General features: G+C 63.0%; 16 protein-coding genes. 9 read left to right on the top strand and 7 right to left on the bottom strand.

From position 1 onward, the window contains the following. Window positions 1-143 precede the first annotated feature (143 nt). The gene (fumC, locus tag CLU86_RS09800; RefSeq protein WP_099741485.1) at window positions 144-1,547 is read left to right on the top strand and encodes a class II fumarate hydratase; all 1,404 of its coding nucleotides are present in this window, start codon (window positions 144-146) and stop codon (window positions 1,545-1,547) included. A 76-nt stretch (window positions 1,548-1,623) separates the two neighbouring features. Here fumC and CLU86_RS09795 read toward each other — a convergent pair whose 3' ends face one another. Beyond that, window positions 1,624-2,223, bottom strand: coding sequence for a TIGR00645 family protein (locus tag CLU86_RS09795; protein ID WP_099655883.1), 600 nt, complete (start codon window positions 2,221-2,223; stop codon window positions 1,624-1,626). A gap of 188 nt (window positions 2,224-2,411) precedes the next feature. On the opposite strand from CLU86_RS09795, the gene acs reads away from it, so the two are divergent. Both acs and CLU86_RS09785 read left to right on the top strand, forming a co-directional pair. Continuing rightward, entirely contained in the window at window positions 2,412-4,406 is a 1,995-nt protein-coding gene (gene acs / locus CLU86_RS09790; RefSeq protein ID WP_099741484.1) for an acetate--CoA ligase, read from the top strand. Window positions 4,407-4,835: 429 nt separating this feature from the next. After that, window positions 4,836-5,294 carry a LapA family protein gene (locus CLU86_RS09785; RefSeq protein ID WP_369803875.1) on the top strand — a complete coding sequence of 153 codons (459 nt, stop codon included), beginning with the start codon at window positions 4,836-4,838 and terminating at the stop codon, window positions 5,292-5,294. A 107-nt stretch (window positions 5,295-5,401) separates the two neighbouring features. Here CLU86_RS09785 and CLU86_RS09780 read toward each other — a convergent pair whose 3' ends face one another. Continuing rightward, window positions 5,402-5,707: a c-type cytochrome gene (locus tag CLU86_RS09780; RefSeq protein WP_099655880.1), complete on the bottom strand. Its 306-nt coding sequence runs from the start codon at window positions 5,705-5,707 to the stop codon at window positions 5,402-5,404. 116 nt (window positions 5,708-5,823) lie between these two features. Between CLU86_RS09780 and CLU86_RS09775 the strand changes: the two genes are divergently transcribed. Both CLU86_RS09775 and ilvD read left to right on the top strand, forming a co-directional pair. Beyond that, a complete protein-coding gene (locus CLU86_RS09775) occupies window positions 5,824-6,066 on the top strand; it encodes a TIGR04438 family Trp-rich protein (RefSeq protein ID WP_099655879.1) in 243 nt (80 codons plus the stop codon). 168 nt (window positions 6,067-6,234) lie between these two features. After that, complete coding sequence (gene ilvD, locus CLU86_RS09770; RefSeq protein ID WP_099655878.1) at window positions 6,235-8,094, top strand: dihydroxy-acid dehydratase; 1,860 nt, start codon at window positions 6,235-6,237, stop codon at window positions 8,092-8,094. Window positions 8,095-8,333: 239 nt separating this feature from the next. On the opposite strand, the gene bfr is transcribed toward ilvD, so the two are convergent. The 4 genes from bfr to CLU86_RS09750 form a co-directional block, all read right to left on the bottom strand. Further along, window positions 8,334-8,810, bottom strand: coding sequence for a bacterioferritin (gene bfr, locus CLU86_RS09765; RefSeq protein ID WP_099655877.1), 477 nt, complete (start codon window positions 8,808-8,810; stop codon window positions 8,334-8,336). Between the two features lie 183 nt (window positions 8,811-8,993). Beyond that, window positions 8,994-11,438 (bottom strand): TonB-dependent receptor, encoded by a 2,445-nt coding sequence (locus CLU86_RS09760; protein WP_233194916.1) that lies wholly within the window; start codon window positions 11,436-11,438, stop codon window positions 8,994-8,996. A 237-nt stretch (window positions 11,439-11,675) separates the two neighbouring features. After that, the gene (locus CLU86_RS09755; protein ID WP_099741483.1) at window positions 11,676-12,635 is read right to left on the bottom strand and encodes a FecR domain-containing protein; all 960 of its coding nucleotides are present in this window, start codon (window positions 12,633-12,635) and stop codon (window positions 11,676-11,678) included. A 14-nt stretch (window positions 12,636-12,649) separates the two neighbouring features. Next, window positions 12,650-13,126, bottom strand: a complete 477-nt coding sequence (locus CLU86_RS09750) for a sigma-70 family RNA polymerase sigma factor (protein ID WP_099741482.1) — start codon at window positions 13,124-13,126, stop codon at window positions 12,650-12,652. 193 nt (window positions 13,127-13,319) lie between these two features. On the opposite strand from CLU86_RS09750, the gene lgt reads away from it, so the two are divergent. Both lgt and CLU86_RS09740 read left to right on the top strand, forming a co-directional pair. Beyond that, window positions 13,320-14,141, top strand: a complete 822-nt coding sequence (gene lgt / locus CLU86_RS09745; RefSeq protein WP_099741481.1) for a prolipoprotein diacylglyceryl transferase — start codon at window positions 13,320-13,322, stop codon at window positions 14,139-14,141. A gap of 177 nt (window positions 14,142-14,318) precedes the next feature. Beyond that, window positions 14,319-14,915, top strand: coding sequence for a hypothetical protein (locus CLU86_RS09740; protein ID WP_099741480.1), 597 nt, complete (start codon window positions 14,319-14,321; stop codon window positions 14,913-14,915). 225 nt (window positions 14,916-15,140) lie between these two features. Here CLU86_RS09740 and CLU86_RS22625 read toward each other — a convergent pair whose 3' ends face one another. Beyond that, window positions 15,141-15,569 (bottom strand): hypothetical protein, encoded by a 429-nt coding sequence (locus CLU86_RS22625; RefSeq protein WP_143226694.1) that lies wholly within the window; start codon window positions 15,567-15,569, stop codon window positions 15,141-15,143. A 558-nt stretch (window positions 15,570-16,127) separates the two neighbouring features. On the opposite strand from CLU86_RS22625, the gene CLU86_RS09730 reads away from it, so the two are divergent. Both CLU86_RS09730 and CLU86_RS09725 read left to right on the top strand, forming a co-directional pair. Continuing rightward, entirely contained in the window at window positions 16,128-16,796 is a 669-nt protein-coding gene (locus CLU86_RS09730) for a GntR family transcriptional regulator (protein ID WP_099741478.1), read from the top strand. After that, entirely contained in the window at window positions 16,793-18,292 is a 1,500-nt protein-coding gene (locus CLU86_RS09725; protein WP_099741477.1) for a malonyl-CoA decarboxylase, read from the top strand. The genes CLU86_RS09730 and CLU86_RS09725 overlap by 4 nt, the downstream gene beginning before the upstream one ends. Window positions 18,293-18,303: the final 11 nt, after the last annotated feature.

The raw sequence follows: 18,303 nt of genomic DNA, 5'->3' as shown, positions 1-18,303 counted from the left end.
CGATTATCCCTCTGCGGGCTTGCGTGGTTCTGTCAGGGTTATCTGGCGGCTTGCGTGCCCGCTTTGAGGCACGGGCTTGTGCGCCATGCAATGGACTGGTTATGCTGGGTGCCGTCCTTTACTTGTAAGCCAGGATCACGCACATGACACTGCAAAACGACAAAGCATCGGCCTACCGCACAGAGCGCGACACATTTGGCCCCATCGACGTGCCTGCGCGGCGGTTGTGGGGGGCGCAAACACAACGCTCTTTACAGCACTTTGCCATCTCGGGCGAGCGCATGGCCCCCGAGCTCATCCGGGCTCTGGCCCAGGTCAAACGTGCCAGTGCGTATGTGAACCACAGCCTGGGTTTGCTGGATGCCACCCGCACCACGGCCATCGTGGCCGCGTGCGATGAAGTGATGGCCGGTGCGCATGAAGAGGAGTTTCCTCTTGTGGTGTGGCAAACCGGGTCGGGCACCCAGACGAACATGAACATGAATGAGGTGCTGGCCAACCGGGCGAGTGAGTTGCTCAGCGGCCCGCGTGGGGAGGGGCGGCTGGTGCACCCCAACGACGATGTGAACAAGAGCCAGTCGAGCAACGATGTCTTTCCTACCGCCATGCACCTGGCGGCTGTGGATGCACTGACCCACAAACTGCTGCCGGCCCTGCATGCGTTGCGCATGACGTTGGCCGCCAAGGCCGAGGCGTTTGCGGACATCGTGAAAATTGGCCGCACGCACTTGCAGGATGCAACCCCGCTGACTTTGGGGCAAGAAGTCTCGGGTTGGGTGGCGCAGCTGGAGCATTCCGAGCACCATGTTCGCGCCGCCATGCCCCATTTGTGTGAGCTGGCCTTGGGCGGCACGGCCGTGGGCACGGGTTTGAATGCGCCTGCGGGCTATGCCCAGGCGGTGGCCAAAGAGCTGGCCGACCTGACCGGGTTGAACCTGGTGACGGCCCCGAACAAGTTCGAAGCCCTGGCCAGCTGCGATGCCTTGGTGCATGCCCATGGTGCGCTCAAGGGGCTTGCGGCCAGCCTGATGAAGATTGCCAACGACGTGCGTTGGCTGGCCAGTGGTCCGCGCAGCGGGCTGGGCGAGATCACTATCCCGGAAAACGAGCCGGGTTCGTCCATCATGCCGGGCAAGGTCAACCCGACCCAGTGCGAAGCCATGACCATGCTGTGCGCCCAGGTCATGGGCAACGATGTGGCGGTTGGGGTGGGCGGGGCCTCGGGCAATTTCGAGCTCAACGTGTTCCGGCCCATGGTGATCCACAACTTTTTGCAGAGTGTTCGCCTGCTGGCAGACGGCATGGTCAGTTTTGACAAGCACTGTGCCTCGGGCATTGAGCCCAACCATGACCGGATTGAAGCGCTGGTCGAGCAGTCGCTGATGCTGGTGACCGCGCTCAACCCCCACATCGGTTACGACAAGGCTGCCGCCATTGCCAAGACGGCACACAAAGAGGGGATCAGTTTGCGAGAGGCCGCGCTGGCCTCTGGCCATGTGACGGCTGAGGAGTTTGATGCCTGGGTGGTGCCGCGCAGCATGGTCTGATGCCGCTATGCGGTGCGCAGTGCACTCCATCGCCCCGCCGGGCGCTGGGCTTGCGCGGCGGCGGGGTGCTGGCGGCTCAGTGGGAGTCGCTGGGGTGGGACATCAGCCGGTCGGTCAGCGCAATCGCCAGGGCGCTCAGCAAGAAGACCACGTGGATGATGGTCTGCCACATCAGCACCTTGAGGTCGTAGTTGGCCGCATTGATGAAGGTCTTGAGCAGGTGAATGGAGCTGATGCCGATGATCGCAGTGGCCAGCTTCACTTTGAGCACGGAGGCGTTCACGTGGCTCAGCCATTCAGGCTGGTCTGGGTGCTCTTCCAGGTGCAAGCGGGATACAAAAGTCTCGTAGCCACCCACAATCACCATGATGAGCAGGTTGGAGATCATCACCACGTCAATCAATGCCAGTACCACCAGCATGATGATGGTCTCGTTGAGTGCCATGACCTCAAAGTCACTCTTGTAGCCAATGCTGGTGACCAGCTGCTGCAGGGCTGCTTTGTTGCCGAAGGCGGCTTCCACCAGATGGACCAGCTCCACCCAGAAGTGAAAGACGTACACCGCCTGCGCCAGAATCAACCCCAGGTACAGCGGCAGCTGCAGCCAGCGGCTGGCGAAAATGAGCGAGGGCAGGGGGCGCAGCGGAGCGCTGGTTTTGGGCTTGGGATGGGACATGCGTGCCTGCGATAGGTAATAGAAAAAGGGGCGACGGGAAAACGCGCGATTCTAGGGGCGAGCCGTGACAGCCTTCACAACCAAGGGCTAACCCCAAGCCGGATAGGCCCCGGCGAGTCAGTAGCATGTAAGTGCGGCAGAAGACAGTAGCTGCCAATTCCTATTCCAATGACCCAGGAGACAACACCATGAGTGCAACAACATCCGCGATCGAGTCTGTGTTGGTTGAAAACCGCGTGTTTCCACCATCCGACGTCATCGTCAAGGCGGCGCGCATTTCCGGCATGGCCGGGTATGAGGCACTGTGCAAAGAGGCCGAAACCGATTTCGAAGGCTTCTGGGCCAAGCAGGCACGTGCCAACGTGCAATGGTCAAAGCCCTTCACCCGCACGCTGGACGAGTCCAACGCCCCGTTTTTCCGCTGGTTTGACGACGGCGAGCTGAACGCCAGCGTCAACTGCCTAGACAAGCACATCGGCACGCCCACGGAAAACAAGACGGCCATCGTCTTCGAAGCCGATGACGGCACCGTCACCAAGATCACCTACAAAGAGCTGCTGGCCCGCGTGAGCCAGTTCGCCAACGCGCTCAAGGCCCACGGCGTGGCCAAGGGCGACCGCGTGCTGATCTACATGCCCATGACCATTGAGGGCGTGATCGCCATGCAGGCCTGTGCCCGCATCGGCGCTACGCACAGCGTGGTGTTTGGCGGCTTCAGCGCCAAGGCCGTGCACGAGCGCATCATCGATGCCGGTGCCGTGGCCGTCATCACTGCCAACTACCAGATGCGTGGTGGCAAGGAGCTGCCGCTCAAGTCCATCATTGACGAAGCTCTGGCCATGGGCGGCTGCGACACCATCCGCAACGTGTTCGTGTACCAGCGCACCGCCACGGCGTGCAACATGGTGGCAGGCCGTGACAAGACCTTTGCTGAAGCACTGGCGGGCCAAAGCACCGAATGCGCGCCCGTGGCCGTGGGGGCCGAGCACCCGCTGTTCATCCTCTACACCAGTGGCTCCACCGGCAAGCCCAAGGGCGTGCAGCACAGCACCGGCGGCTACCTGCTGTGGGCCAAGATGACCATGGACTGGACGTTTGACCTGCGCGCAGACGACGTGTTCTGGTGCACGGCCGACATCGGCTGGATCACGGGCCACACCTACGTCGCCTACGGCCCGCTGGCCGCAGGCGCCACACAGATCATCTTCGAAGGCATCCCCACCTTCCCGAACGCGGGTCGCTTCTGGCAGATGATCGAGCGCCACAAGTGCACGATCTTCTACACCGCCCCCACCGCCATCCGCTCGCTCATCAAGGCGGCTGAGGCCGATGAGGCTGTGCACCCCGCGCGCTCCGACCTGTCGAGCCTGCGCATCTTGGGCAGCGTGGGCGAGCCCATCAACCCCGAAGCCTGGATGTGGTACCACAAGAACGTGGGCGGCGAGCGTTGCCCCATCGTGGACACCTTCTGGCAGACCGAAACGGGTGGCCACGTCATCACCCCGCTGCCTGGCGCCACGCCACTGGTGCCTGGTAGCTGCACGCTGCCTTTGCCCGGCATCACCGCAGCCATCGTGGACGAAATGGGCAACGACGTACCCAACGGCGCGGGTGGCATCCTGGTGATCAAGCGCCCCTGGCCCAGCATGATCCGCACCATCTGGAACGACCCCGAGCGCTTCAAGAAGAGCTACTTCCCCGAAGAACTCAAGGGCTACTACCTGGCGGGCGATGGCGCGGTGCGCAGTGCTGACCGCGGCTACTTCCGCATCACCGGCCGCATCGATGATGTGCTGAACGTGTCGGGCCACCGCATGGGCACGATGGAGATCGAATCCGCCTTGGTGGCAAAGACCGACTTGGTGGCCGAAGCCGCCGTGGTGGGCCGCCCCGACGATGTGACCGGTGAGGCCATCTGCGCCTTCGTGGTGCTCAAGCGCTCGCGCCCCACTGGCGAAGAAGCCAAGCAGATCGCCAACGAGCTGCGCAACTGGGTGGCCAAGGAAATCGGCCCCATTGCCAAGCCCAAGGACATCCGCTTTGGCGACAACCTGCCCAAGACCCGCAGCGGCAAGATCATGCGCCGCTTGCTGCGCAGCATCGCCAAGGGCGAGGCCATCACCCAGGACACCAGCACGCTGGAAAACCCCGCAATCCTCGATCAATTGGCCAAGGCCAATTGATCGAGAAGGCGCCGTGGAGCGGCGCCAGCGCGGAGCGCTTGCGGGGTTTGGGGACACTCATATCGCGCAGCGATGTGACGTGGCCTCAGAACCCGGCCATCCTGGACCAACGGTCGCAGACCAACTGACCTTTGGGGCACACCCTTCAAAAGCGCCTGCGCATCAGGCGCTTTTTTTATGCCCTTGGCAGATACATTGCTTTGCCAAGCCTTGCCCGCAGGCACGGTAGGATGCCGCGATAGAGCCCGCCCGCCAGCGTGGAGTCATCCGCGCAAGTGGTAGCAAACCCAGTCTTCGCATTGGCAAAAATCATGCGAAAGCGCTTTGCCCCTCTGTGCCGGGCGGCGTGCAACCATGCGCCATGGCTTGTCATGCCCGCCGCCGGGGGCGGCAGGCACACTTCTCGCATTGAAAGGACTTACCGTGAAAATGCTTTCTACCGTGCTGCTCTTCATCATCGTGGCCATTACCAGTCTGGCTGCGCTCAACTGGGAGGCTCTTTCGGTCGTTTCTGCCGTGTCTGTGGGGTTGGCCACTTTCGATGCCCCGCTGGGTTTGCTCATGCTGGGGCTGACCTCGTTGCTGGGTGTGCTGCTGGTGGCGTACGTGCTGTCGCTTCAGGGCTCGGTATTGCTGGAGACCCGCCGCCACACCAAAGAGATGCAAGCGCAGCGCGAACTGGCAGACAAGGCGGAAGCCTCTCGGTTTACCGAGTTGCGTGCGTTTTTAGAAAACCAGCACGCACAAGGGCACACCACTGTGATGGCACGGCTCGACAGCCTGGAAACCCGCCTGGCTGCGCGTGCGCAAGAGTCGGACAACACCACTGCGGCCTACGTGGGACAACTGGAGCAGCGCTTGGTTGGCGGGCCAGGCGCGACGGAGTAAGCGGGCGCAGGCCAAAGCGCACGGCCTGCAAAGCAAAAAGCCGCACAACCTTGACGGTGTGCGGCTTTTTGCTGCGTGGGATAAGCCCCACGGCAGGACCACGGGGCTTACTTCAGCGTCAGAACCCAGGCAGCCAGCTTCTTGGCTTCTGCTTCATTGACTTGGGCGTTGGCGGGCATGGGCACGGGGCCCCACACGCCAGAGCCACCCTTGATGATCTTGGCGGCCAGCTTGTCTACAGCGTCTTTCTGGCCAGCGTACTTGGCAGCGACATCTTTGTAGGAAGGACCCACCAGCTTCTTGTCGACAGCGTGGCAGGCCATGCAGTTCTTGGAAGTGGCCAGGGCTTGGTCGGCCATGGCGGGGGCTGCAACGGCAAGCGTCATGGCGATGGTGATCAGGGCACGTTTCATGGTGGGTTTTCCTGTGGTTGGGTTACAGTTCTTTCAACGCGATTGTAGTGACGTGGGTTGACCAAAATTTGTCCTCGGTCAAGGAACGCAAATCGCATCTTTTGGGGGAGCTTGCTATGTATCTTTTAGGCGTTTCGCTGCTGTTGCTGTTACTCAAGTATCTGGAGATCGGGCCCGTGGCCACCTGGTCCTGGTGGGTGATTGTGGGTTCTTTCGGCGCTACTGCGGCGTGGTGGTGGTGGGCCGATGCCACAGGCTACACCAAGCGCAAAGCCATGGAAAAAATGGACGAGCGCAAGAAAGAGCGCATCAATAAAAACAAAGAAGCCTTGGGCATGCGTCCGCGCAAGCCCAGGTAATTCGACAAGGGCAGGGGCTGGCTCGCTCAGCCCCTGCGCCTGAAACACCCAAAGGCTCAGGGTTAGCGATCGCCCCTGCCGCCGGTGCTGTTGGTTGTGCTGGAGGATAATTCGCCCGCCGCCTCCTGGCTTCGGCTTCCCTCTACCAACACTTCAACCGACATCACGATGCCCGCTTACCGCTCCAAAACCTCCACCGCTGGTCGCAACATGGCTGGTGCCCGCTCGCTGTGGCGTGCCACCGGCATGAAGGACGACGACTTCAGCAAGCCGATCATTGCGGTGGTCAACTCGTTCACACAGTTTGTGCCCGGCCATGTCCACCTCAAGGACCTGGGCCAGCTGGTGGCGCGTGAGATCGAGGCGGCGGGCGGTGTGGCCAAAGAGTTCAACACCATCGCCGTGGACGATGGCATTGCGATGGGCCACGACGGCATGCTGTACTCGCTGCCCAGCCGCGACATCATTGCGGATTCGGTGGAATACATGGTCAACGCGCACTGCGCCGATGCCATGGTGTGCATCTCCAACTGCGACAAGATCACCCCCGGCATGCTGATGGCCGCCATGCGGTTGAATATTCCGGTGGTGTTCGTCTCGGGCGGCCCGATGGAGGCTGGCAAGGTCAAGTTGCTCAACCCCACGACCCAGAAGATTGAGTTCAAGAAGCTCGATTTGATCGACGCCATGGTGATGGCCGCCGACGACAAGGTCAGCGACGCCGATGTGGCCGAGGTAGAGCGCTCTGCGTGCCCCACCTGCGGTTCCTGCTCTGGCATGTTCACCGCCAACTCCATGAACTGCCTGACCGAAGCCTTGGGCTTGTCCCTGCCCGGCAATGGCACTGTGGTGGCCACGCATGCCGACCGCGAGCAACTGTTCAAGCGCGCTGGGCACCTGGTGGTAGAGCTGTGCAAGCGCTACTACGAAGAAGACGACAGCAGCATCCTGCCGCGCTCCATGGGCTTCAAGGCGTTTGAGAATGCGATTGCATTGGATATCGCCATGGGCGGCTCCACCAACACCATCCTGCACATTCTCGCCATTGCGCAAGAGGCCGAAATCGACTTCACGATGGCCGACATTGACCGCATGTCCAAGATCGTGCCGCAGCTGTGCAAGGTCGCGCCCAACACCAACAAGTACCACATTGAAGACGTCCACCGTGCGGGCGGCATCATGGGTATTTTGGGCGAGCTGGACCGCGCAGGCCGTTTACACACCGACGTGCCCACCGTGCACAGCAAGACCATGAAAGACGCGCTGGACCAGTGGGACATTGCCCGCAACCCGTCCGACACGGTCAAGACCTTCTACATGGCCGGCCCTGGCGGCATCCCTACGCAAGTCGCATTCAGCCAAGCCGCACGCTGGCCCAGCCTGGACACAGACCGCTCTGAGGGCTGCATCCGCTCGATCGAGCATGCCTTCAGCAAAGAAGGCGGTTTGGCCGTGCTGGTCGGCAACATTGCCCTGAACGGCTGCGTGGTCAAGACCGCAGGCGTGGACGACAGCCTGCTGGTGTTTGAAGGCCCCGCCCATGTGGTGGAGTCGCAGGACGAAGCCGTGGCCAACATCCTGGCCGACAAGGTCAAGGCGGGCGATGTCGTCATCGTGCGCTACGAAGGCCCCAAGGGCGGCCCTGGCATGCAAGAGATGCTGTACCCCACTTCGTACATCAAGTCCAAGGGCCTGGGCAAAGCCTGTGCGCTGCTGACCGACGGCCGCTTCTCGGGCGGCACCTCGGGCCTGTCCATTGGCCACGCCTCGCCCGAAGCGGCCGCTGGTGGCGCCATTGGCTTGGTGAAGAACGGCGACCGCATCCGCATCGACATTCCCAACCGCAGCATCAACGTGCTGGTGTCTGACGAAGAACTGGCCCAGCGCCGCGTGGAGCAGGACGCCAAGGGCTGGAAGCCCGCGCAGCCACGCCCCCGCAAGGTGTCTGCGGCGCTCAAGGCCTATGCCAAGCTGGTCATGTCGGCCGACAAGGGCGCGGTGCGCGATCTGTCTTTGCTCGACGATTGATTGGGGCGACTGAAAAGTCGATCCGCACTGGCCATCGCCACCCGTGCTGCGGCATCCAGGTGGCGCTTTGGTTGAACGAGTAGCCCAGAACAAAAAAGCCGCCAGGCAGCAATGCATGGCGGCTTTTTTTATGGTTTTGCTATTGATTTGATAGCTGGTTGCGCTTGATTGGATTGCGCTAGAGCCTGATTTGAGTAAAACCTGCGAATGGGGCTGGGTGCCCCCTTTGCTCAGGCCATTCAGGCGGCAGGCTGCGACTGGCTTTGCAGGTAGTTCGGCAAGCCCATTTTCTCGATCAGGCCCAGTTGCTTTTCCAGCCAGTAGGCGTGGTCTTCCTCGGTGTCGCGCAGTTGGGCCAGCAGCAGGTCGCGGCTCACGTAGTCGCGCACGCTCTCGCACAGTTGCATGCCTTTTTGCAGGGCATCGCGCACTTCGTATTCCACGGCCAGGTCTTTTTGCAGCATCTCCACCACCGTGGTGCCGGGGGTGAAGGGGTTGGGGCGCATGTCAGGCATGCCGCCCAAAAAGAGGATGCGGCGCAGCAGCGCGTCGGCGTGCTGGGTTTCTTCCTGCATTTCATGGTCCAGGCGGGTGTACATCTTCACCAGGCCTTGGTCTTCGTAAATACGCGAGTGGATGAAATACTGGTCACGCGCAGCCAGCTCGCCGCGCAGCAGGTTTTTGAAATATTCGATGACTTGTGGGTTTCCCTGCATGGTGCATTCCGTTCTTCTGAGGCGGCGAGTATCGCGCGCCTGGAACGGGTTCCGGGTCATAACCCCGTATGTCACTCTGCATGCGAACCGTCATCATTAGCGCTTGCGTTAAGCCCTTTGCCCATCCACCGGCTGTTTCTGGTGGATGGGCGGAGGCCGCTCGCGCAGACCTGCGTTACAGGCTTAGAAGTCGATGGCGGCCGACAGCATCAGCGTGCGCGGCGCGCCCACCGTCACGTAGCCCGATGCCGTCACCCAGTAGGCCTTGTCGGCCACGTTCTCCAGATTGGCGCGGAACACCACGGCCTTGCCTGCCACCTTGGTGGCGTAGCGCGCGCCAATGTCCACCCGCGTCCATGCGGGCATGCGCAAGGTGTTGGCGGCGTCGTAGTACATGGCCGAGGTATTGATCACGCGGCCGTTCAGGCTCAGGCCCTGCACCCAGGGGGTGTCCCAGTCCAGGCCCAGGTTGAAGGTGTGGTCGGGCACGCCGGTGGCATCCTTGCCTTGGTTCACGCCGCCCTGGGTTTTGGCCATCTTGGCATCGTTGAACGCGGCGCTGGCCATGGCCCGCAGGCCGCGCTGGATTTCGCCATACGCCGTCAGCTCCAGGCCCCGGTTGCGCTGCTCGCCGCCGTAGCTGTAGATGTTGGTGATGGGGTCGGTCAACGCATTGGGCTTGGTGATTTGGTACAAGGCCGCCTGGGTGGTCAGGCTGCCCCAGTCGGCCTTCACGCCCACTTCGTATTGCTTGGTCTTTTGCGGTGCAAACACCTCGCCCTGGTTGGCGGTGCTGGCGCCCGCAATGCCCCCAGCAGCCAAGCCTGCCGTGTAGTTGCCATACACCGAGATGTTCTTTTGCGGCTTGAGCACCAACCCCACCAGTGGCGTCACGGTGCTGGCCTTGTAGGGCGTGGAGCCATTCACGCTCTTTTGGTGAATGGTCTGGTCACGCAGGCCCAGCGTGGCCAAAAAGCGGTTGTTGAAGAACGCGAGGGTGTCAGCCACCGCAATGCTGGACTGCGACAGGTCTGCCGTCTTGCTGGGCGCACCACGCACAAAGTCAATGGCGGGCAGGGCCGCGGGGCGGTAGATGTTGGAGGCTACCGTTGCCGAGGTCAGCTGGTAGAAGTAGCCGCTTTCGCGCGCCATGCTGTTGGCCGACAGCACCAGCGTGTGGCCCACATCGCCTGTCTTGAACTTTGTGCGCAGGCCCACGTCGGCGGAGGTCGTCTTGTTGTATTCGTCGTAATAGCCGTTGGCCACGGTGAAGTTGCCCAGCGCATCGATGCGGCGCATGGCAGTGGGGAAGTTCTGGTTGCTCGTCACGTCGCTGTAGCCCACGGCGCCATAGGCCGTGGTGCGGTCGTTGATGTCGTATTCCAGGCGCGAGATCACGGTCTTGGCCTTGTCCGTCAGCTCAGTGCCGGGGTATAGCGTGGTGCGGTTATCGGGCACCGCAGGCACTTGGGTGATGCCTGCCAGGAAGGCGCTTTGTGCGCGGAACTCGGTCGTCTTGCCGCTGCTGGTCAGCGCGTCCATCGACCAGCGCAGGCCGGCACCGGCGTAGTCCACCCCCAGCGAGCCCAGCCCCAGGCGCTGGCGGCCGCCGTCGATGTTGCCCTCGCCATTGCGCCACACGCCATTGGCGCGCACGCCCCACTGGTTGTCTTCGCCAAAGCGGCGGCCCACATCCAGGTGGGTGCCCAGCTGGGCCTTGCCCATGTAGGTGGTGGTCAGGCGCGTCAGCGGCACATCGCTCGCGCGCTTGGTCACCACGTTGATGCTGCCGCCCACGCTGCCGCTGGGGCCAATGCCGTTGGTGAGCGAGCCGGGGCCCTTGAGCACCTCCACGCGCTCGATCATCTCCAGCGGGATGCGGGTGGACGGTGTCAGGCCAAACAGGCCGTTCATGCTGACGTCGCGCGGCGACACGGCAAAGCCGCGAATCTGAAAGTCGTCACCAAAGCCGCCCCGGGCCTGCAGTGTGCGTACCGAGGCATCGCTCATCACCACGTCCGACACCGTCAGGCCCTGCTGGTTTTCAATCAGCTCGGCCGTGTAGTTGGTGGTGCTGAAGGGCACGTTCATCAAATCGGTTTTGCCCAAAATGCCCAGATCGCCCCCGCGTGCAAACTGGCCGCCCGAGTAGGTCTTTTGCAGGCCGCCAATGGCCTCGGCTTCTTCGGACACCACCACCTCTGCCAGCGCCGCCTTTTGGGTGGGGGCTGCGGTGCCGCGCAGCACGTAGGCGCCATTGCCCTCGCGCACGGCGCGCCAGCCGGTGCCTTCCAGCGCTTTTGCAAAGCCTGCGTCCACACCATAGCTGCCTTGCAAGCCGCCAGAGCGGGCGCCGCCCAGTTGCGCAGCGTCAAAGGCCAGGGTCACGCCTGCGGCGTGGGCGTATTGCGCCAGCACCTGGGCCAGGGGGCCCGCTTCAATCGCAAAGGACTTGGCAGCGGCCGATGTGCCCGTGGCTTCTGCCGTGGCGGCATTGCCCTGCGCGTAGGCCAGGGGCGTGAGCAACGCAGCAGCGCTCAGCGCCGCAATGCGAGCCGCCCGGGCCATAGGGTGCAGTGCAAAGTGGGGGTGGGCGGTGTGGCCGCCGTTCATTCGGGTGCGGGACATGGAGCTTCCTCGGTTCGGTGGGATGGAAAAAATTCGCTTCACTGGTATGCCGAACGAGAGGCGCCGATCATGCAAAGGCTGTTACAAATTAAAGGCAAAAAGTCAGGCGGATCGCTCCATAGATCATGGGTGTTTTAGGCAGCTAGCGCTTATATATCAAGCGCTGGAAGCTATGTTATTAATAGCAAATTTGGTGCGGAGCGTGCTGGTGTGTGGTGGGCGAGGGGCATCAGCCGCTCACGCTGCCTCTACCCGCACCCAGTACCGGGTGCGGTAGTGCACCTGCACGGCAAAGCTGGCGGCCAGTGCGGCCAGGGCCTGGTCGGTGTGGTCCAGCGCAAACGCGCCAGACACTTGCAGGTGCGCCACCTCGGGTGCGCAGCCCAGGTAGCCGGGGCGGTAGCGGGCCAGCTCCTGCACCAGCTCGCCCAGGGGCATGTCCAGGGCGATGATCCCGCCGTTGCGCCAGCTGGCCTGCGCTAGGTTGGCCGGTTGGGGTGGCAGGGCTTCGGTAGACGAAAAATCCAGCTGCTGCCCGGCCACCAGCAGGCGCGCCTCGCCATGGGTGGGCTGCACGCGTACCGATTTTTCTTGCACCGCCACGCGGGTGTGCCCCGCGTCCAGCACCTGCACGGTGAACTGTGTGCCCAGCGCCAGCACGGTGCCCTGCGGGGTTTGCACGCTGAAGGGGCGCTGGTGCAAGTCCGGCCGGGTGCTGATCTGGATGCGGCCAGAGCGCAGCTGCAGCCTGCGCTCGTGTGCGTCAAACTGCTCGTCCACCGCCGTGGCGGTGTCCAGCGCCAGCTCAGAGCCATCGGGCAGGCCCAGGTGCTGGCGCTCGCCCGTGGCGGTGTGGTACGTGGCGCCCAGTGCCTGCCAGGGGCTGGCTTGCCACGCCAGCCACGTTGCCGCGCACCCGCCCAGGCCCAGCGCCACGCCCCGCAGCGCCGCGCGCCGTGCCAGTGGGGGCTGGGCCAGGGCCTGCAGGGCCACCGGGGCGGGGATGCGTGCCAGCCGCTGGCTCACGGCTTGGACCGTTTGCCAGGCTTGCTGGTGGCTGGCGTGGGCGCTGTGCCAGTGCTGCCAGGCCTGCTGGTCCTCGGGCGTGGAGGCTTCGTCGTGCAGGCGGGTGTGCCAGCGGGCGGCCTCGTGCAGGGCCTGGCGCTCGGCTGGGGTGCGGGTGGCGGTGGATTTCATGCGGGCAGGCAGGGTCAGGCCAGGGCCAGGCAGCAGTGCTCCATGGCGCGGGTCAGGTAGTTGCTCACCGTGCGGTGCGATATGCCCAGGCGCTGGGCGATTTCGGCATAGGGCAACTCTTCCAGTTGCGCCAGCAAAAACGCTTGCCGCACCTTGGTGGGCAGGGCGCGCAGCAGGGTGTCTACCTCCAGCAGGGCCTGCTGGGCTTGCGCCTGGTCCTCGGGGGAGGGGGCTTGCTCTTCGGGCAAGGCGGCCAGGTAGTCCAGGTAGGCCTGCTCCAGCGTGCGGCGCCGGAACAGGTCAGCCACCAGCCCGCGCGCCACCGTCGCCAAAAAGCGCTGCGGCTCGCGCAGGTCTGCGGGCGATAGCTCTGAGCGCATCACTCGCACAAAGGTGTCGTGCGCCAGGTCCGCCGCGTCCTCCCGGTTGCCCAGGCGCTTGCGCAGCAGGCTTTGCAGCCAGGGGTGGTGGTCTAGGTAAAGCTCTTGCACGGCAACAAACGGGCAAACTGGCAAATGGGCGGAAGCGGGTGTGTGAATGCAAATAGGAATGCTTATCAATTATGCCAAAGTTGGCATGTAACCCGCTCATTGGGGTGCCCAGGGCCGCCCTGGGTTTTGGTGCGCAGGGCACTTTGGCCCCACGCCAAGCCCGTCATGGGTTGCGGGCACAATACCGCCCACCATGCTGACTTACCCCCACATCGACCCCGTTGCCCTGCAGTTGGGCCCTCTCGCCATTCACTGGTACGGCATCACCTACCTGGTGGCGTTTGGGCTGTTCATGTTTCTGGGCACGCGCCGCCTGCGGCACGAGCCCTTTGCCTCCATCACCGGCCCCAGCGCCTGGACGCGCCGGGATGTCGAGGACATCCTTTTCCTTGGTGTGGCCGGTGTCGTCATCGGCGGGCGCCTGGGGTACTGCCTGTTCTACAAGCCTGGCTACTACCTCACCCACCCGCTAGAGATTTTTGCGGTGTGGCAGGGCGGCATGGCGTTTCACGGCGGCTTGCTGGGGGTGATTGCAGCCATGCTGTGGTTTGCCCATTCCCGCAAACGCCCCTGGCTGCAGGTGGCCGACTTTGTAGCGCCTTGCGTACCCACCGGGCTGGCCGCCGGGCGTGTGGGTAACTTCATCAACGGCGAGTTGTGGGGCCGCTTTGCCAGCCCCGATCTGCCCTGGGGCATGGTGTTTGCGCACAGCGGCTCCATGCAGCCCCGCCACCCTTCGCAGGTGTACCAATTCTTGCTGGAAGGCTTGCTGCTCTTTGTGCTGCTGTGGCTGTATGCCCGGCGCGAGCGCAAACAGGGCCAAGTGGCCGCCGCCTTCTTGGTGGGCTACGGCAGCTTCCGCTTCATCGCCGAGTATTTCCGCGAGCCCGACGCCTTCCTGGGCCTGTTGTCACTGGGCATGAGCATGGGCCAGTGGCTGTGCGTGCCCATGGTGGCCGCAGGTGTGGCGCTGTGGGTGTGGGCGCAGCGCCAGCCGGTGGTGGGGCGCAAGTGAGTTGCATGCGGCGCTGATCGGCCCAACCGCAGCTGAGCGGCCCAGGCATCCTGGCGCCGTCGGCACGGTCTTTGCTGCTGCTTGCGCCATCGAAATCTGGGCCGCCACGGCGTGCCAGTGTCCGCCTCGCAATGCAGGGGCCAAAAAAATCAAACAGTTAACAACGAGGGAGTCAGCATGATTGAAGTGAATGGTGGGGTCGTGGGCGTGTCAGACAAAGCGGTGTTTTTCAGCACCCTCAAAACCCTGGCGCCAGACGCCGTGGCCACCTTGGGCAAGGGTGACAAAGCCAAGCTGGGAGAGCACGGCATCGTGATCGAGAAGGACAAGGTCGCTTCGGTGCACGCCGTCAAGGACGCCAAGTTCACCACCGTCATCTCTGCCAAGGGCATGGGCGACGACATCGGGGTGCACGCCCTGAGTGAGGCCGCACAACAGCGCATCGTTGCCAGCGTGCAAGCCCTGCTAGGCCGCAAGGGCCAGCAAGCGCAAGTGCAAGCGGGCCTCTTCCAGCGCTCGGGCAAATCCATCGTGCTGGCGGTCTGCAGCCTGGTGCTGACGGCGGCGTTTTATTACATCGTCTCGTCTCTGCACAGCGACTCGGTGCAGCGCACCGGCAAAAACGCGGGCAAGGAAGAGTTCTTGTACACCATCGCCCACACCCTGGGGCCCACGGGGACCTTGGTGGCAGGTGGCTTGGTCACCGCGTTGTTTGTGTTTTCCGCTTTCAAGAACAGCAAGAAGAACTGGGTGACTCAGCGGTATTCGTTCTGAGTCGCGCGGTGATGCTGACTTGGCGCGGGTGGGGCAGCCCCGCGCCCAAGGCGCGTTGAGTATTTGGAGGTGTGGCTCGGCAAATCGCTGCAGGGGCGTTTCGGGGGCGACTCTTTGACCGAGCAGGGTGCTGCTGCCGTTTACTGAAGCCAGTCAGCCCAGCCCTTGGTCAGCGCGAAGCCGAGGGCACCGTAGGCTGCGGCACCGATCACGTAACCCAAGCTGCTAAGTGGCATTTTTCCGTCCTATTCGCGACGCTCGAAACACAACTACGGAAATCCAGGTAATAAACGATGCAAGGGCGCTGTGATAAGTCACGGACGCCCAGTACGCAATGGGATTGTCAGTCCGGGTCACAGAAAGTTTGCTGTGTTTCTGAAGTTCCTTGATTTCGCCATTCCAAAGGCCAAGCACCACAACAACGACCATTCCAATTGCCAAGGCAAGAATTGGAATGAGGGCCAGTCGGGCGAGCCAGTGCCCGTATCGTTTGGGCCCATCGAATTCTTGCCTGGCTTCAGCGAAGCTCCGGTCCAACTCTTGACCCATTGCTTCAAGTTTGCGTCTTGCGGTTTCATCATGTGATTGCGCCCGCGAAAGAACGGCTAGATTTTGCTTCTGCGCGGAAGATACTTGAGGTGGGGGGCGAGACATCTCTGCAATTTAATGTTTGAGCTGAGGCGCACACGTCGGGTTGGTGCGCAGTCGGCGAGCCTGATGATAAGTGTTGGCTCAGATTCCAAGCGGTGTATCCCTCGCGCCCATGATCGTTGCCGTACCTCACTCCTGGGTGCATGGCTCTTGCCCCTTGGACATCGCCCGCTGTAGCGCTATTTGTAGTTAGCTATCTATTTAATAGCTGCTAGCGCTTATTCCAAAAGCGCTAGGCACTGTTTTGGTTGGTATTCCAATACCCCGTGGGCCACAGCAGCGCCCACCGCCAAGCCGGCATCGCTCTGCCCCCACCACCCAGCCCCGCCGCCCAGGTGTTGCCCCCAGGCCGCACCCCTTAAATTTGTGTATCCCCAGCCCCCAAAACTCAGGGTTTCCCCCTTGTTATTTTGCGTAATTATGAGAAATTACAGTCACCTGCAACGCGATAAAAGCTTGTAGAGCAGTGAGTGGTAGGCAGCGAAAAGGGCGGTGGTCCTGGCTGCAACAGCACTCCGCAGGCAAGGCGGTTTCGCACATTTTCAGGAGCGGTTTCACACCATGCGCCCGGTTCCCAATTCACTGCACGATGAAGTCGCCTCGCGGCTGCGCGAGCAGATTTTTGGTGGCGCACTGCCGCCAGGCAGCTTTCTGGACGAGGCTGCGCTGTGCGAGCGGCTGGAGATTTCGCGCACGCCGCTGCGCGAGGCCCTGAAGGTTCTGGTGGCCGAGGGGCTGCTGCGCCATGAGCCGCGCCGGGGCTGTTTTGTGGCCGAGGTCACGGACCGCGACCTGGACGAGATCTTCCCCGTGATCGCCTTGCTGGAAGGGCGTGCCGCCCACGAGGCCACGCAAAAGGCCAGCAGTGCCGATGTGGCGGCGCTGGAGACCTTGCACCAGCGCCTGCAACAGTGCGCCAGCGAAGGCCGCATCACCGACTACTACGTCACCAATCACGCCATCCATGAGGCCTTCATCACCCTGGCGGACAACCGCTGGCTGGCTCAGGTGATTGGTGATTTGCGCAAGATTTTGCGTCTGGCCCGTCTGCAGCAGTTGCATGCGCCAGGACGCTTGCAACAAAGCCTGTCCGAGCACCTGGCCGTGTTTGCCGCCCTCAAGGCGGGCAACAGTGCCGCTGCTGAAGACGCCATGCGCTCCCATTTGTTGCGCCAGCGTGATGCGCTGCGCGATGTGGCCCGTAACCAGCAATCGAGGTTGACACCATGAACAGCACCGCCGAATGGATCTCCCGCAGTGTCTCCCGTCTGCGCGCTGCCGCCCCTGCAGCAGCCAAAGAGGGCGGCAAAGGCCCTGAAAAGCAGGTCCGCACCAGTACCGACAAATCCGGCGTGACCGACGTGGTAGCCAAGGTGGCGGTGCCGCGCTCTACCCACGAGCGGCTGCAGGCCACGCTGCGCCGGGGGCAAGAGGCCTTGTCGCCCCGTGCGCTGCGCCGCTTGCTGACCGACTTGCAGGAAGTGGTGGCCCCGCAGGTGAGCGAGCTCGAAGGTGGCCGCCGCGCCCAGGCCGTGGCCGAGTGGTATGCCACGGCCGAGGCCGAAGAGCGGCGCGACATGTGGCTGCTGCTGTGCGAGCAGTTTGCGCCCGATGCCACGCAGTTCAAATCGGCCCGCCAGCGCTACGAGGCAGCCGCAGGCACGGCCGAAGAGGGGCAGGCCGAAATCTCGCTGCGCCGCGCGCTGGTGTCGCCGCGCACCCGGCTGCTGCAGCGGTTTGCGGTGTTCCCCGAAGGCATGCGCTTTTTGGTGGACATGCGCGCTGAGCTGCTGCCGCTGCTCAAAAGCGACAAGCGCTTGCTGGCGCTCGATGCCGAGCTGGAGCACCTGTTCTCGACCTGGTTTGACGTGGCATTTTTGGAGCTGCGCCGCCTGTCGTGGGACTCGCCCGCTTCGCTGATTGAAAAGCTCATCAAGTACGAGGCGGTGCACGACATTCGCAGCTGGGCCGACCTGAAAAACCGGCTGGACAGCGACCGCCGCTGCTACGGCTTCTTCCACCCCCGGCTGCCCAACGAGCCGCTGATTTTTGTGGAGGTGGCGCTGGTCGACAAAATCTCGTCCAGCATCACGCCGCTATTGGACGAGGCTGCTGCCCCGGCCGACCTGGCCAAGGCCACCACGGCCATCTTTTATTCCATCAGCAACACGCAGACGGGGCTGCGCGGCGTGAGCTTTGGCGATTCGCTCATCAAGCATGTGGTGGAGACGCTGACGCAGGAGTTTCCGCGGCTGCGCACCTTTGCCACGCTGTCGCCCATTCCGGGTTTTCGCGCCTGGCTGGGCAAGCATGCCGGTGCGATGCTCGAGCGCCTGGACGACAAGCGCCGCAGCGAGCTGGGCCGTGCGGTGGGGTTTGAGCCGCCACAGCCCACGCACTTTCTGGCAGCGCTGGACAAGCCACTGGAGCTGGATGCCAAATCCCCCGTGCGCCAGATGCTGCTGGAGTGCGCGGCGTACTATCTGGGCCGCGAGATGCAAGAGGGCAAGCCGGTGGACGCCGTGGCGCGCTTTCACCTGGGCAACGGGGCCCGCGTGGAGCGCCTGAACTGGGCGGGCGACCCCTCTGCCAAGGGGCTGAAACAATCGTATGGGGTGATGGTGAATTACCTGTACGACTTGAAGCGCATAGACAAGCACCGCGGCTTGCTGGCGCAGGGCAAAGTGCCAGTGTCGGGAGACATCGACAGCCTTTGCCGCAACTGATTGCCACGCCG

Origin of the sequence: Acidovorax sp. 62 (assembly GCF_002754495.1) — a bacterium.
GTDB lineage: Bacteria > Pseudomonadota > Gammaproteobacteria > Burkholderiales > Burkholderiaceae_C > Acidovorax.
Note: the sequence above shows the minus strand (reverse complement) of the source record. Positions and strands in the feature narration are given on the sequence as shown.